Annotated in this window: 13 protein-coding genes; 2 read left to right on the top strand and 11 right to left on the bottom strand. The window is 71.6% G+C overall.

Features of this window, described 5'->3' with window-relative positions:
- Positions 1–50: 50 nt before the first annotated feature.
- From KBC94_RS21205 to KBC94_RS21190, 4 genes are all read right to left on the bottom strand, one after another.
- Entirely contained in the window at positions 51–950 is a 900-nt protein-coding gene (locus KBC94_RS21205; protein ID WP_294374764.1) for a DUF3014 domain-containing protein, read from the bottom strand.
- Between the two features lie 148 nt (positions 951–1,098).
- A complete protein-coding gene (locus KBC94_RS21200) occupies positions 1,099–2,151 on the bottom strand; it encodes a nitronate monooxygenase (RefSeq protein WP_294374760.1) in 1,053 nt (350 codons plus the stop codon).
- A gap of 48 nt (positions 2,152–2,199) precedes the next feature.
- Positions 2,200–3,435: a DUF1501 domain-containing protein gene (locus KBC94_RS21195; RefSeq protein ID WP_294374756.1), complete on the bottom strand. Its 1,236-nt coding sequence runs from the start codon at positions 3,433–3,435 to the stop codon at positions 2,200–2,202.
- A gap of 101 nt (positions 3,436–3,536) precedes the next feature.
- Complete coding sequence (locus KBC94_RS21190) at positions 3,537–5,087, bottom strand: DUF1800 domain-containing protein (protein WP_294374753.1); 1,551 nt, start codon at positions 5,085–5,087, stop codon at positions 3,537–3,539.
- A 256-nt stretch (positions 5,088–5,343) separates the two neighbouring features.
- Between KBC94_RS21190 and opgC the strand changes: the two genes are divergently transcribed.
- Complete coding sequence (opgC, locus tag KBC94_RS21185) at positions 5,344–6,492, top strand: OpgC domain-containing protein (protein ID WP_294374749.1); 1,149 nt, start codon at positions 5,344–5,346, stop codon at positions 6,490–6,492.
- Here the strand turns inward: opgC and KBC94_RS21180 are convergent.
- The 4 genes from KBC94_RS21180 to aroC form a co-directional block, all read right to left on the bottom strand.
- Positions 6,446–7,126 carry a DsbA family oxidoreductase gene (locus KBC94_RS21180; RefSeq protein ID WP_294374746.1) on the bottom strand — a complete coding sequence of 227 codons (681 nt, stop codon included), beginning with the start codon at positions 7,124–7,126 and terminating at the stop codon, positions 6,446–6,448. The two genes, opgC and KBC94_RS21180, sit on opposite strands and share 47 nt — an antisense overlap.
- Before the next feature lie 77 nt (positions 7,127–7,203).
- Positions 7,204–8,430 (bottom strand): MFS transporter, encoded by a 1,227-nt coding sequence (locus tag KBC94_RS21175; protein ID WP_294374743.1) that lies wholly within the window; start codon positions 8,428–8,430, stop codon positions 7,204–7,206.
- On the bottom strand, positions 8,427–9,614 hold the full coding sequence (locus KBC94_RS21170; RefSeq protein ID WP_294374740.1) for an MFS transporter: 1,188 nt from the start codon (positions 9,612–9,614) through the stop codon (positions 8,427–8,429). The genes KBC94_RS21175 and KBC94_RS21170 overlap by 4 nt, the downstream gene beginning before the upstream one ends.
- A complete protein-coding gene (aroC, locus tag KBC94_RS21165) occupies positions 9,614–10,750 on the bottom strand; it encodes a chorismate synthase (protein ID WP_234194039.1) in 1,137 nt (378 codons plus the stop codon). The genes KBC94_RS21170 and aroC overlap by 1 nt, the downstream gene beginning before the upstream one ends.
- Before the next feature lie 101 nt (positions 10,751–10,851).
- On the opposite strand from aroC, the gene KBC94_RS21160 reads away from it, so the two are divergent.
- Positions 10,852–11,274 (top strand): cupin domain-containing protein, encoded by a 423-nt coding sequence (locus KBC94_RS21160; protein ID WP_294374736.1) that lies wholly within the window; start codon positions 10,852–10,854, stop codon positions 11,272–11,274.
- Positions 11,275–11,329: 55 nt separating this feature from the next.
- Here the strand turns inward: KBC94_RS21160 and KBC94_RS21155 are convergent, their stop codons facing one another.
- Genes KBC94_RS21155 through KBC94_RS21145 form a run of 3 tightly spaced genes read right to left on the bottom strand, consistent with a single transcriptional unit; the run spans position 11,330 to position 14,987 of the window.
- Positions 11,330–12,103: an ABC transporter ATP-binding protein gene (locus KBC94_RS21155; protein ID WP_294374734.1), complete on the bottom strand. Its 774-nt coding sequence runs from the start codon at positions 12,101–12,103 to the stop codon at positions 11,330–11,332.
- Positions 12,100–13,962, bottom strand: coding sequence for a branched-chain amino acid ABC transporter ATP-binding protein/permease (locus KBC94_RS21150; RefSeq protein WP_294374732.1), 1,863 nt, complete (start codon positions 13,960–13,962; stop codon positions 12,100–12,102). Before KBC94_RS21150 ends, KBC94_RS21155 begins: the two co-directional genes overlap by 4 nt.
- A complete protein-coding gene (locus tag KBC94_RS21145; protein WP_294374729.1) occupies positions 13,959–14,987 on the bottom strand; it encodes a branched-chain amino acid ABC transporter permease in 1,029 nt (342 codons plus the stop codon). The genes KBC94_RS21150 and KBC94_RS21145 overlap by 4 nt, the downstream gene beginning before the upstream one ends.
- Positions 14,988–14,990 lie beyond the last annotated feature (3 nt).

The raw sequence follows: 14,990 nt of genomic DNA, 5'->3' as shown, positions 1-14,990 counted from the left end.
AGGTCAGGATGCCCAGGCCCTCATGGCTCGGAAGCCGCGGCGCTGCATCCTCAGGGCTTCTTCGCGCCGGCCGAAGCCGGCACCGCCGTCGCCACCTGCGTCCGCAGTTCGCGCAGCTTGGCCTTCAGCCGACGCTCGTTGACCAGCCCCACCCGCACCATGAGCTTCTGGCCCGCCGACAGCGACTGCAGGCGCTCGTCGGCGTATTCGTAGCGCACCCAGGGCCGATCGCCGGGCGTGTCGCCCTTGACCTCCACCACGCGGATCTGCAAGGGCCCGGCGGGTTCGGGCGCGGCCAGCAGATGGTCGATCACCGCGACCAACCTGTCGTTGAAGTAGCGGCCGGGATAGCCCAGTTCCTCGTACGCCTGCTGGAAGAGCGGATAGAGCCGCGCATACACGCCCGCGACTCGCGCCGCGTCCAGGCTTTCGGCCAGCAGCACGAAGGGCGTGTAGCGCGCGGCGTTGTCGGGGGCGACGGTGCGCAGCTCGCCCTGTCCCTGGAGCTGGAAGCGGCCGTCGGTGGGCCGCACGGGCCAGCGCTGCACCGGGGCATGTTCGCGCGGGAGGTTGTCGATGGTGGCGACGCCACGGCGGACGAAGTCGTCCATCTGCAGGAACTGGCCCACGGCCTTGCTGCCCAGCAATTCGACCAGCGCCGACCGCATGCGGGCATCGGACTCGCCCAGCGCCGGCAGGTTCTTGTCGGGCTCGGCGATGGCCACCACCTGGTTCTGCGGCGTCGTGGGCGCAGGCGGCGTGGCGGCCAGCGGTGGCGGCGCATCGGGCGGCGTGGGCGGGCTGGCCACGGGCGCCGTGGGCGGCGGTGGCATCTGCCGTTGCTGCCACCACTGCCAGCCGAACCAGCCGGCGGCGGCCAGCGCGATGACGAGGGCGATGATCAGGCCGACAGGACGATCGGCACGGGGACGGAAATCGGGCTCGGACATGCGGGTCTCTCCTGGACTTCGGCGACAGGCCCATTGTGGGCGGCGCCCTGCCCGGGCCGGAGACGGCGCGGTAAGCCGTTGTGACAGGGCAGGTCGCTGATGGCGCGCTGGCGGTGCGAATCGCGCCGGGGCACGAGGTTCCCCGCGATCAGCGGACGCCCAGGCCTTCGGCGAGGGTGCGCGTGAGCTCGCCGGCCGGCACCGGACGGCAGCCCGCGGCGTTCTGCCCGGACCACAGGGGCGTGAAGTCGCCACGGCCTGCCGCCTCGGCCTTTGCGCGCAGGGGTGCGATGGCCGCCGTGGCTAGCGGGAAGGCAGGCGCATCCGGACTCATCGGCCCAAGTTCGCGCATGACCCGGTTGACGATGCCGCGGGCCGGCCGGCCGGTGAACAGCCGCGTGAGCGCCGTGTGCCGCGCCGCCTCGGACTGCAGCGCCGCCCGGTGCAAGGCACTGGTCGTGGCCTCCGGGCACAGCAGATAGGCCGTGCCCACCTGCACGCCCGCGGCACCCAGCGCCATGGCCGCCGACACGCCGGCTGCATCGGCGATGCCGCCGGCGGCGATCACCGGCACCTCCAGCGCGGTCACCAGCTGCGGCAGCAGCGCGAACAGGCCGCTCTGCCGGCTCAGGTCGTCCGACAGGAAGTGGCCGCGGTGGCCGCCGGCCTCCAGCCCCTGCGCGATCACGGCATCGGCGCCCTGGGCCTGCAGCCGCAGGCCTTCCTCCACGGTCGTGGCGCTGGCCAGCACACGGGCGCCCCAGCCCTTGACGCGGGCCAGCAACTCTGGCGACGGCAGGCCGAAATGGAAGCTCATCACCGGCGGACGCAGCGGCTCCACCAGGTCGCACAGCGCGGCGCTGAAGGGCTGGCGGCCGGCACCCGCACCGATGCCGGCCGGGTCGATGCCGTACTCCGCGTAGTACGGGGCCAGCCGCTCGCGCCAGCACGCCTCGTGGGCGGCGTCCGGCTCGGGCGGCACGTGGCAGAAGAAGTTGAGGTTGAAGGGCCGGTCGGTCGCGGCGCGGATGGCGGCCACCTCGCCCGCGATCGCGTCGGGCGCCAGCATGGCACAGGGCAGCGAGCCCAGCCCGCCGGCCTGCGACACCGCGATGGCCAGGGCACTGCCCTGCACGCCCGCCATGGGGGCCTGGATGATGGGAAGCGCGGTGCCCAGCAGGGCGGCGAGGTCGAGGCGCATGCGTCGGTGTCCTGGGGATGCGGAACCGCCGATTGTGCGCAAGGTGCCTCAGACCAGCTTCAAGTCGCGCGCCGCCACGCCCGGAAAGACCCGCGCCACCTGCTGGGGCGACAGCCCGTACATGCGCTGGAACAGCCCGCCGAGCACCGCGCGGTATTCGTTGAGCACCGGCCAGTCGCGGTTCTGGAACAGCGTCTGCGCCGTCAGCGCCTGCTGCGTGCCGACGATGTGCCCACCCGCCGAAGCCGCCAGTCCGCCACCGAGCACCCAGTAGACCGTGCCGTGGCCATGGTCCGTGCCCTTGTTGCCGTTCTCGCGGAAGGTGCGGCCGAATTCGCTGATGACCACCACCACGGTCTCGCGCCAGGCGTCCTCGCCGAGTTCCTCGGCAAAGCCATTCACGCCCCGGCCCAGTTCCTCCAGCCGGTTGGCCAGGTAGCCCGTGCTGCCGCCCTGGTTGACGTGCGTGTCCCAGCCGCCCACATCCACGAAGCCCAGGTCGAAGCGCTCGCGCATCAGACGCGCCATGCGGCGCGCGACCAGCTCGAAACCCTTGGCGCTGATGGCATTGCGGCTGGCCTGGTCCATCTCGGCCTGGATGCTGCGGCGCAACTCGGCCTGCAGCGCGAAGCCCTCGGAGACCGCACTCTGCAGCGGGCTTTTCGCATACATGCCGGCGATGTCCTCGACCTGCCGCGCACCCAGGCCCTGCCCGCCCGGGTTGCCCATGCCGATGTTGCCCACGCGCACCGTGCCGCGCAGCGAAAGCGGCAACTGGTCGGTGAAGGCGATGGGCGTGACCTCCTGGAGCGGTCCGCCGCCCAGCACCTGCGCCAGCCGGTTGAGAAAGCCGGAGCCGTAGTCGCGCCGCCCCGTCAGGGCCTGGCCCAGCTCGATGCCGTCCTGCGTCTCGAAATGGCTGCGCGTCAGGTCGTCGGTGCCGGCAAAGGGGATGAAGGCGGCCTGGCCACGCTGGAACAACGGCATCAGGCTGCCCGCCAGGGCCGGGTGCAGGCCCCAGTCCGCATCGAGCGCCAGGGCGCCGCCCGCCTGCCCCGGCCGGGGCACGGCGATGGACGGCCGGCTCTGGTAGTAGAAGTCGCTGCCCGTGGGCACGAGGAAGTTGCAGCAGTCGTAGGCCCCGCGCAGGAACACCACCAGCAGGCGAGTGCCTTCAGCAGCGGGTGCGGCGAGCAGACGGCCGACGGGTGCTGCCAGGGAGAGCGCGGCCCCCGCCTGCAGCAGGCGTCGGCGGGACGGCGATGAGGGTGCGGAGATGGGCATTGAAGGACTCCTTCTTCAGGCTGGGACAGGCCGCGGTACTCTCGCCCCGCAGGGCGTCCGGGCGGCGGCCAGACGCGGCCCGGCTTGCGGTGCCGGGCAGTTCATCGGTACATCCGTTCCGGCGACGCGAGCAGGTAGGTGTTCCAGTCCTGCGCGGACGCCGCCTTCGCCAGCGCCTGCCGGGTGGTGGCACCCAGCGTGGGTTCGATGCGGCGCACGGCCTCGGCCTGCGCCATGGCGGGATAGGGCGGCTTCTCCAGCGGCGCGCGCGGCTCGGCGCGGAACAGCACCGCGCCATTGCTGCCCAGCGAACGGGCAACGTCGAAGCGCGCATTCATCTGGCCGGCGCTGGCCCAATCCTGCTGCCGGAGGGGATAGCCATCGGGCGTGTCGTGCGCGTGGGGCGCCTCGCCCAGGCGATTGACCCAGCCCATGAGCGGCCCGATGTCGCTGGCCACCCGATCACCGTAGGCCAGCCGCACGCTGCCGATGGCGTACTGCAGCGGATCGCGGAACTTGCGGCCCAGCGAAGCCGTGAATTCGGGTGAGCCCAGCATGGTGCGCATGACGGCGGCGATGTCGCCATCGGTGCGCTCGAAGGTCCGGGTCATGCGCTCGACCAGGGCGGGCGGCGGATCGTCCGCGACGAAGTAGGTGGCCAGCTTGCGGGAGATGTGCCGGGCGGTGGCAGGCGCGCGGGCCAGCCGGTCCAGCGCCTCGTCGACCTCCGCCAGGCCGCTGGCGTGAAGTGGCGCGCCCAGCAGCGTCTTGGGGTTGCGGTCATGGCGGGCGGGGTTGAACTCGAAGACGCCGCGGCGCACCCACTGCCCGGCCAGCGCCGGCGGCAGGCGCGGCGGCGGCGCGTCCAGCGGCTGCAGGTTGGTGCCCAGCCCAGTGAGCACGCGCGCCATCTCCTGTACATCGCCCTGGGTGTAGCCGCCATCCACGCCCAGCGTGTGCAGCTCCATCATCTCGCGCGCCAGGTTCTCGTTGATGCGGCCGGCGGCGTTCTGCGGGTTGTCCAGGTACACCAGCATGGCCGGGTGCAGCTCGACCGCACCGAGCAGGTCGCGGAAGCGACCCAGCGCATGCGGCCGGATGGCGCTGTCCTCGTAGTCGGCGAGCAGCGCCCGCGTCTTCTGCACGCTGACATAGAAGTGGTTGGCCCAGAACCAGCTCATCACCTCGCGCAGCTGGTCGGGGCTGTAGAGGGCGCGCAGCAGGAAGCGCTGCTGCGTCTCGCGTCCCGCCTGGCCCAGGGCCTGCTGCCACGCCTGGCGCGCCGCGAGGCGCTCGCCCTCCTCCGGCAGCGCGTCGGCGGCGCGGCGCTGGGCGTCCAGCCTCAGCGCCAGGGCACCGCCCGGCTCGGCGCTGATGCTCATGGCGTCGATCTTCTGCTGGGCCGCGGGCGGCAGCGGCGCACCTGCGACATCCGGACGCAGCTGGTCATCGATCCAGCGGGCCAGGCCCAGGCGGTCGACCCGGGCCACGGTGTCGCTGCTGACGCCCCAGCTCAGGCGATCGATCCAGGCCAGTTGGGCGACAGGCGCAGACGGCACCGGCAGGGAGCGGCCGGGCGACGCGCAGCCCCACAGCAGCACGGCCGCACACAGCGCCGCGCCACAGGCACGAAGACGGGAAAAGCGCTGCATGGGATCTCCTGACGAGGTGGCCTGCACGATGCCGGATCAACCCGCGCGATGCCGCTGGCGTTGACGCGCCGCCACCGCAACAAATGTAAAGATCTGGGAACAGGCGAACCTGACCGGCCGGCACTCCTCACACACAGGCAGGCCCGGCACGGCGAGCGGTGGCGCGCGCCCCATGTCCTACACCGGCCGGGGGCCCCGGCGCACCGCGGCCCGACCCGGGCCTTGCGATGCTCGCCGCCTTTCAACCGGATCCACCATGCGCCGCCTCTGGGAAATCGACGCGCTGCGCGGGCTGATGCTCGTGCTGATGACCGTCACGCACCTGCCGTCGCGGCTCACCGACCCGTTGGGCCAGCCCTTCGGCTTCGTCTCGGCGGCCGAGGGTTTCGTGCTGCTGTCGGCCTTCGTGTGCGGCCTGGTGTACGGTGGCATCGGCCACCAGAAGGGCGTGGCGGCCATGCGGCAGGCCTTCTGGCGGCGCGCGGTGACGGTCTATCTGTGCCAGGCGGCGCTGCTGCTGTTCCTCTTTTTCGTGATCGCAGGGCTGGGCCTGCGGGCCGATCAGCCGGCGGTGCACGAACGGGTGCGCTACTTCATCGCCTATCCGCACCAGGCCTTCGTCTGGGCACTGGCGTTGGTGCACGAGCCGGCCCTTCTCGACATCCTGCCCATGTACATCCTGTTCATGCTGGCCAGCCCCTGGGTCATGGCCTACGGCATGCGCCATGGCTGGAAGCGGCCGCTGATGGTGAGCGCCGGCCTTTGGCTGCTGGCGCAATTCGGCTTCACCAACCTTCTGTACCGCGCGGCGCAGGCACTGCTCGGCATTCCAGTGCCCATCGACGAGACGGGCTCCTTCGATTCGCTGGCCTGGCAGTTCCTGTGGTTCGCCGGGCTATGGTTGGGCTGCAGCCGGCACGATGCGCTGCCCCCGAAGCTCGAATTCCCGGCGGGCGTCGTGCGCGCGGCCGTGGTCACGGTCATCGTGGTGATGCTGTGGCGCCATCTGGGCCCCACCGGCCAGGCGCCCTTCGGCAGCCACGATACGCTCAACGAGTGGTTCGACAAGTGGCGACTGGCGCCGCTGCGCCTGCTGAACCTGGTGGCCATCGGCATCGTGGTCCTGCGCTACGGACCCACCTGGCTGAAGCACCTGCCCCGCCCGCGCGTGCTGGAGACGCTGGGCAGTGCCTCCCTCTCCGTGTTCTGCGCCCACCTGGTCGCCGTGTTCGTGGTCCTGGTGGTCTGGGGTGGCGACTTCCACGTCCGGCCCTGGTGGGGCGATGCGCTGATGCTGGGCGTGGTCTTCGGCGCCCTCTATGGGGTGGCCATCGGCGTGGCCCGATGGGAGGCGCGGGTCAAGCCTCCATCACGGAAGAAGGCTGCGCGCCCGCAATCTGCCTGAGCGCCCGCTCGAACACCTCGGGCGGCTGGCCGCCGGAGATCAGGTGCTGCCGGTTGAGGATGATGGCCGGCACCGAATGGATGCCCGCCTGTGTGAACATGCGTTCGGTCGCACGCACCTCGTCGGTGAACTCGTCGCTGGCCAGGAGGGCCCGGGCACGCTCGGCGTCGAGGCCCGCCTCGGCCGCCAGCCGCACCAGCAGTTCATGATCGGCCGGGCTCAGGCCGTCGAGGAAGTAGGCCTTGAACAGCGCCTTCTTCAAGGCCAGCTGCTTGTCCGAGCCTTCCAGCTCGGCCCAGTGCAGCAGGCGATGGGCATCGAAGGTGTTCCACACCCGCTTGCGCATGTCGAGGTTGAAGGGAAAGCCCACCGCCTCGCCGCGCTGGCGCAGCACCTCGCCGTTGGCACGCACCTGGGTCTCGTCGATGCCGTACTTGCGCATCAGGTGCTCGATGGAATCCTCGCCCTCGGCCACCATGTCCGGATTGAGTTCGAAAGGCTGGAAATGCAGGTCGACCTGGACGTCCGGCGCCACGCGCGCCATGGCGGTCTGGAGCGAAGCCAGGCCGACGGCGCACCAGGGGCAGGACACATCGGAGACGAAATCAATGCGCAGGGTGTTCATGCGCGCCATTCTGCGTTCGGCCGGCCACACCTGCACCGTCCAGGCCTTTGGGTCATCCTGCCTGAGGACGCGGCCAGGCCAGGCGTTCAGCTGCGCCGGGTGCGCTGCAGGCGAGGCAGCCAGCCATAGGCGATGCCGACCAGCGCCGCCCCCGCCAGCAGCAGTGGCAGCACCATCGGCCAGGCTCCCGCCGAATAGCGCGCATCCACGAACAGCGCCGCCGTCTGCCCGGCGCAGAAGGCCACCAGCATCATCAGGAAGCCCGACCACGACACGGCCCGTCCCGCCAGGTGCGGCAGGTCGCCCACCGCGCCCGCCTGGCCGCAGGGCTGGTGGATGCCATGGCCCATCACATACACCGCATGTCCGGCCAGCAGCGGCAAGGGCGAATGCGGCAGCAGCAGGCAGCCGAGCGCCTGGATGCTCGCACCGGTCAGGCTGAGCACCGAGCCGATCTGCACCGTGCGCACCGGCCCCACCCGGGACAGCAGCCGCCGGCACAGCAGCGTGCTGCTGATGTAGACGACGGAACCGCCCGCCGGCACCCAGCCGTACATGACTGGCGACATGCCGAGGTAGCCGATGTAGACCATGGGCGACAGCAGCAGGAAGCAGAACAGCCCGCCATAGGTGCAGGCCGCCAGCGAGGCCCAGGCGCGGAAAGGCCGGTTGCGCCAGACCTCCCGCGCGCTGCCACGGGGCGCGGAGGCATCGGGTGCGTCCAGGGCGCCGGCCAGCATCGGCCGGTGCGTCTCGGCGAAGGAATGCCAGCACAGCCCCAGCAGCACCAGCGCGTAGATCGCCATGCCCACCAGCACCCAGCGCCAGCCCAGGGCCTCCACGCCCCAGGCGCCCAGCAGCGGTGACATCAGCGCCACCACGCCAAGGCCCGTCAGCCCGCGGGCCATCACCTGCGGCCCCTGGTGGGCGGGGTACAGGTCGCGCACCGCGGCCCGCGAGCACACCAGGATGGCGGCCATGGCAAAGCCCTGCACCGCCCGGCCGGCCGCCAGCAGCAGCACGCTGCCCGCCAGCGCGCAGCCCAGGGCCGCGACGGCATAGGCGCCCAGGCCCGCCAGCAGCACCGGCCGCCGGCCGAAGCGGTCGGCCAGCGGGCCGCACAGCAATTGCGCCACGCCGAAGGCCAGGATGAAGACCGTCAGGCTGCTGCTGGCCGAGCCCAGGTCGCGCGCGATCTCGGGCAGCGCGGGCAGGTAGCTGTCGGTGGCCACCGGCTGCGCGGCCAGCAGCAGCGGCAGCAGCATGGCGAAGGCGATGCCGCGGCGCGGGCGATCCGGGGCAGCGTCACTCATGCGCGGCCCTCCTCGACCTTCGCGCGCCACGCGCACAGGCTGCCGATGACCGCCAGGGCCGTCGCCGCCCAGAACATGACCACATAACCCATCTGCTGCGCCACCGCCCCGCCGGCCAGCATGCCCAGCACGCCACCCAGGCCGTAGCCGATCACGGTGAACAGCGCCTGCCCCCGCCCGCGCAGCCGCCCCGGAAAGTGCTCCGTCACCATCGCGATGCAGGTGGTGTGGTGCGCCGCGAAGCTCAGGGCATGCAGCATCTGCCCCAGCACCAGCGCCCAGACCCACTGGCCCAGCCCGGCGGTCAGGCCCAAGCGCAGCACGGCGGCCACGCCGCACAGCAGCAGCCACTGCGGCATGCGCAGCCGCCGCACCACTCGGCCCTGCAGCCCGAACCAGGCCACTTCGGCCGCCACCGACAGCGCCCAGAGCGCGCCGATGGCCGCCTTGTCGTAGCCGATCGAATCGAGGTAGAGCGAGAAGAAGCCGTAGATGGCGAAGTGCGCCGTGACATGAAAGAACAGCGAGGCGAAGAACCAGCGCACCACCGGCCGCTGCAGCACCGGCCCGACCGGCTCGTGCACTCCGCCGCGGGCAGCCACGGGCTCGCGGTGATCGGGCAGCCTGAGCGTGGCGAAGAGCACCAGCCCCAGCGTGACCAGCGCCCAGCCCGGGAAGTGCCCCATGCCGAAGCGGTCGAACCAGGCCCCGGCCAGGAACACGGTCACCAGAAAGCCCGCCGAACCGCACAGCCGGATGCGTCCATAGCGGCCCCAGTCCCCCGCCACCAGGTGCGCCAGCGCCGCCTCGGTGAGCGACATCATCGAGCTGGTGTGGGTGAACATGACCAGCAGCACCAGCGCGATCCACCAGTGCCCGCCACTCCACCAGAGCCCCAGCGATGCCGCCATGGCGACCGCCGCACTGATGCGCAGCAGCTTCACGCGCTCGCCCGTGCGGTCCGACAGCGTGCCCCAGGCATAGGGCGCGAACACCCGGGTGAAGGACTGCACCGAGGTCAGCAGGCTGATGGTGAAGATCGGCAGCCCCAGGCTCTGCAGCCACAGCGGCAGGTAGGGATTGAAGAAGCCGATGTGGGCGAAATAGCTGGCCGACAGCCCCGCGAAGGCGAGCAGCGGACGCCGGCTGGCGGCGGCAGAGGGCGTGGTGGCCGGGTCGGCCACTACAGGAAGGAGGCCTGCAGGCCCTCCGGTCGGTCGGCCTGGGCCTTGTCGCCTCGCACCACAGGAAAGGCCGCGCCCGGCTCGCCGCACTGGGCGCGCTGGCGCAAGGCGTGTTCCATCACCACCAGCGCCAGCATGGCCTCGGCGATGGGCGTGGCGCGGATGCCCACGCACGGATCGTGGCGGCCCTTGGTCACCACCTCGACCGGCCGGCCGTCCACGTCCACCGAAGTACGGGGCGTGGTGATCGAGCTGGTCGGCTTGATGGCGATGGCCACCTCCAGGTCCTGCCCCGTGCTGATGCCGCCCAGCACGCCGCCCGCGTTGTTGCTGTCGAAGCCGTCGGGCCGCATGGCGTCGCCGTGCATGCTGCCGCGCTGCGTCACGCTGGCGAAACCGGCGCCGATCTCCACGCCCTTGACGGCGTTGATGCCCATCATGGCGTAGGCGATGTCGGCATCGAGCTTGTCGAACAGCGGCTGGCCCAGGCCGGCAGGCATGCCGGTGGCCACCACGCGCAGGCGGGCGCCGCAGGAGTCCTGCGCCTTGCGCAGCGCGTCCATGTAGGCCTCCAGGGCCGAAACGTCGGCCACGGGCGCGAAGAAGGGGTTGTTGGGCACGTGGTCCCAGCTCTCGAAGCCGATCACCTGCTCGCCGATCTGCGTCATGCAGCCGCGGAACTCGGTGCCGTACTGCTCGCGCAGCCACTTCTTGGCCACCGCGCCGGCCGCCACCATCGGCGCCGTGAGGCGGGCCGACGAACGGCCGCCCCCGCGCGGATCGCGGATGCCGTACTTCTTGAAGTAGCTGAAGTCGGCATGGCCGGGGCGGAACTGGCGCGCAATCTCGCCGTAGTCCTTGCTGCGCTGGTCGGTGTTCTGGATCAGCAGCGCAATGGGTGTGCCGGTGGTCTTGCCTTCGTACACGCCGGAGAGGATCTGCACCGCATCGGGCTCGTTGCGCTGCGTGACGTGCCGGCTGGTGCCGGGCCGCCGGCGGTCCAGGTCGGGCTGGATGTCTGCCTCCGAAAGGGCCATGCCGGGGGGGCAGCCGTCGATGACGCAGCCGATCGCGGGGCCGTGGGATTCGCCGAAGTTGGTCACCGCGAACAGGGTGCCGAAGGTGTTGCCGCTCATAGGCGCCCGATTATCGGTGCGTGTCGATACCGGGGCGTCCTGCTGCGGGAACGCTTTATGCATGTTGCGGCGCAGCACCCACCCAGGAAGGAGCGCGCCCCATGTTGGATCGGACCACCACGGAGTTCTCGCACGTCAAGCCCGGCGACACCGACTACCAGTCGGGCGGGCTGCGGGACTTTTTCCTCTACCGGGACCTCGGCATCGCCGAGGCCACCCATGGCAAGGTGATCGCGCACCTGGTCAAGGCAAACATGGCGCCCGAAACGGGCACGGGCTGGCACCGTCACGAGGCGGACTTCCAGATCGTCATCATGGTCAAGGGCTGGGCCCGCTTCATGTACGAGGACAAGGAAACGCTGGTGGAGGCCGGCGACGTGGTGCACCAGCGCCCGGGCATCCGCCACTACCTGTTCGACTACTCGCCGGACATGGAGTACCTGGAGATCGTCTCGCCGGCCGACTTCAAGAGCGTGGACGTCGAGCCCGTCTGCGAGGTGCCGACCCCCACGCCCTGGAAGTAGCCATCTGCCGGCACGTCGTCGGTGACCACGGGCACGAGCCCCAGGGCCAGCCCATTCACGCGCCGCGCTGCCCCAGGCCCAGGTAGGTGTCGATGATGCGGCGGTCATGCAGCAGCGCGTCGGCCGGGCCTTGCAGCGCCACGCGGCCGGTCTCCAGCACATAGCCGCGGTCGGCCACCTGCAGGGCGGCGCGTGCGTTCTGCTCCACCAGCAGCACCGACACGCCCTGCGACCGCAACGCCCCCACCACCTGCAGCACCTCGCGCACGATCAGCGGCGCCAAGCCCAGGGAGGGCTCGTCCAGCATCAGCAGTCGGGGGCGCGCCATCAGGGCACGGCCGATGGCGAGCATCTGGCGCTCGCCGCCCGAGAGCGTGCTGGCCCACTGGGTCCGCCGCTCCTGAAGCCGCGGAAAGATGGCGAACACCTCGGCCATGCGGGCGCGCTGGTCCCGGCGGCCCGTGCGCCAGCGGTAGAAGCCGCCGAGCAGCAGGTTGTCCTCGACCGACATCTCGCCGAAGAGCTCGCGCCGCTCGGGCACCAGCGCCACGCCGCGCGCCACCATGGCCTCGACGCTGGGCCGCGGGATCAGCTCGCCGGCCAGCCGCAGCCGGCCGCGCGAAGGCAGCAGCCCCATGGCCGCCGCCAGCAGCGTGGTCTTGCCCGCGCCGTTGGGCCCGATGACGGTGACGATCTCGCCCTCGTCGATGTGCAGGGCCACGCCGTGCACGGCCTCGACGGAGCCGTAGGCGACGTGAAAGTCCTCCAGCGCGAGCACGGGCCGGGCGGCACCGGGCCGGGCCTCGGCGGCGGCCAGCCGGGCGCTCATGCGGCCGGCTCCAGCACCGCGGAGGCCGCGGGGGCCGAGGTCGGAGGCGCGGCCGGTTCCGCACCGCCCAGATAGGCATCCAGCACGCGCGGATTGCGCTGCACCGCGTCCGGCGTTCCCTCGGCGATGACGGTGCCGAACTCCAGCACCGTCACGCGGTCGGCCAGGTTCATCACGAACTCCATGTCATGTTCCACCACCAGGATGCCCAGGCCCTCGCCGCGCAGTTGCGCCAGCAGGCCGGCCAGTGCCTGTTTCTCCAGGTGGCGCAGGCCGGCGGCGGGCTCGTCCAGCAGCAGCGCCACCGGGTTGCCCGCCAGGGCGCGTGCGATCTCGACCACCCGCTGCTGGCCCAGCGCCAGCGAGGCCGCCGGCCGGTCGGCGAAGGCCCCCAGGCCGCAGCGCTCGATCTGCCGGCGGGCCTCGGCCAGCAGGGCCGCCTCTTCGGCCCGGTCCAGCCGCAGCATCGCAGCCCACCAGCCGCGCCGGCCGCGCAGGTGGGCGCCCAGCGCCACGTTCTCGAGCACGCTGCGCTCGCCCAGCAGGCGCACATGCTGGAAGGTGCGGCCCAGCCCGCGGGCCGCGAACTCGCGCGAGGGCCGGCCCTGCATGGGCGCGTCCAGCAGGCGCACCTCGCCCTCGCTCGGGTCGTCCACGCCCGACACCATGTTGAAGAAGGTGCTCTTGCCCGCGCCATTGGGGCCGATCAGCGCATGCACCTCCCCGGCCCGCAGCGTCAGGTCGACGGCGCTGTTGGCCACCAGGCCGCCGAAGCGCTTGGTGACGGCACGCGCCTCCAGCAGCAGCGCGCCCGCCGGCTGCATGGCCCGCGCCGGCAATGCGCGAGCCGGCGCCGCGGCGGGCCCTTCGCGTTCGGGCCGAAGCCAGCGTCCGCCCCACCGCGCCAGCGTGGGCCACAGGCCCTCGGCGAAGCGCTGCAGCACCAGCACCATCAGCAGGCCGAAGACGATCTGCTCGAAGTTGCCGCTGGCGCCGAGCAGACGGGGCAGCCAGTCCTGCAACTGCTCCTTGAGCAGCGTGATGAGCATGGCGCCCAGCACAGCGCCCCACAGATGACCCGCGCCGCCGACCACGGCCATGAACAGGTATTCGATGCCCACGTTCAGGCCGAAAGGCGTCGCATTGACGAAGCGCTGCATGTGCGCATAGAGCCAGCCCGAGAGCGCCGCGAGCAGCGCTGCCAGGACGAAGACGCGGGCACGCTGCCGCGCCGTGTCCACGCCCATCGATTCCGCCATCAGCCGGCCCGACTTGAGCGCACGGATGGCCCGCCCCTCCCGCGAATCCAGCAGGTTGTGCAGCGCCCACAGGGCCAGCAGCAGCACCAGCCAGATCACCGGCCCCAGCACACGCGGCGAAGCCAGCGAGATACCGAAGACACTGAGCGCCGGCAGACCGGTGATGCCCGTCTGCCCGCCCAGCGCCTGCAGGTTGCCGAACAGGTAGTACAGCCCCAGCCCCCAGGCGATGGTGCACAGCGGCAGGTAATGGCCCGAGAGCTTGACGGTGATGCCGCCCAGCGCCCAGGCCAGCACGAAGGTGAGCGCCAGCCCGAGCGCCAGCCCCACCCAGGGCCACAGCGGCGGCGGCAGCGCCGAGAGCGCCGCGGCGGCCGTGGGCGATGTGCAGACCCAGGCCGTGGCATAGGCGCCGATGGCCACGAAGGCCGCCTGCCCGAAGGAGGTCATGCCGCCCACGCCGGTGAGCATGACCAGCCCGGCCGCCACCAGGGCGTACAGCCCGATGTAGCTGAACACCGTGGCGGTGAACTCGGGCAGCAGCGGCCAGGCCGCGGCCAGCGCCGCCACGAACAGCAGCGTAAGGTGCCGGCGGGTCATTCCTCGTCCTCCACATGGCGGCTGCGCAGCGAACGCCACCACAGCACCGGAATGATCAGCGTGAACACCAGCACCTCCTTGAAGGCGCTGGCCCAGAAGGAGGAGAAGGCCTCCAGCTGGCCCACGATGAGCGCGCCCGCCAGCGCCACCGGATAACTCGCGAGCCCGCCCACGATGGCGGCCACGAAGCCCTTGAGGCCGATCAGGAAGCCGGTGTCGTAGTAGACGGTCGTCAGCGGTGCCACCAGCAGGCCGCCCACGGCGCCGATCAGCGCCGCCAGCGCAAAGCTCAGGTCGCCCGACAGATCCGCCGGAATGCCCATGAGCCGCGCGCCCACGCGGTTCATGGCCACGGCGCGCAGCGCCTTGCCCACGATGGAGCGTTCGAAGAACACGAACATCAGCACCACCAGCAGCACCGCCACCCCCACCACCACGAGCGACTGCCCGGCCACCGTCACGCCGCCCCAGTCGAAGCGGGTCTCCGAGAAGGCCGGCGTGCGCGAGCCCTCGGCGCCGAAGAACAGCAGGCCGAGGCCCACCAGCACGCCATGCAACGCCACGGACACGATCAGCAGGATCAGCACGCTCGCCCGCGCCAGCGGACGGTAGGCGAGTCGGTAGAGCAGCGGGCCGAGCGGCGCGACGACCAGCAGCGTCGCCAGCGACTGGCCCCACAGCGAGGCCGGTCGCCACAGCAGCACCACGGCGCAGGCCAGCAGCGGCAGCACCACCGTCCAGGCCAGCGTCGCCCGCCATTCCACGACCGCGCCGCACCGGGCACGCCAGAGCTCCAGCAGCAGCACCGCCACGGCCAGCACCAGCAGCAGCCACAGGGTGCCCGGCACCTTGCCGGTGCCGAGCGCCGCCATCGACAGCGCGCCGAAGGCCACCAGTTCGCCCTGCGGAATGAAGATGACGCGCGTGACCGAGAACACCAGCACCAGCGCGAGCGCCATCAGCGCGTAGATGGCGCCGTTGACGATGCCGTCCTGGCCCAGCAGCAGGGCGATCTGGAGGTCCATGCC

The sequence above is a fragment of the Pseudacidovorax sp. genome (genome assembly GCF_017991995.1).
In the GTDB taxonomy this organism is placed as follows: domain Bacteria; phylum Pseudomonadota; class Gammaproteobacteria; order Burkholderiales; family Burkholderiaceae_C; genus Xenophilus.
The sequence above is the reverse complement of the archived record's forward strand: the minus strand, read 5'-3'. Positions and strand labels throughout refer to the sequence as shown.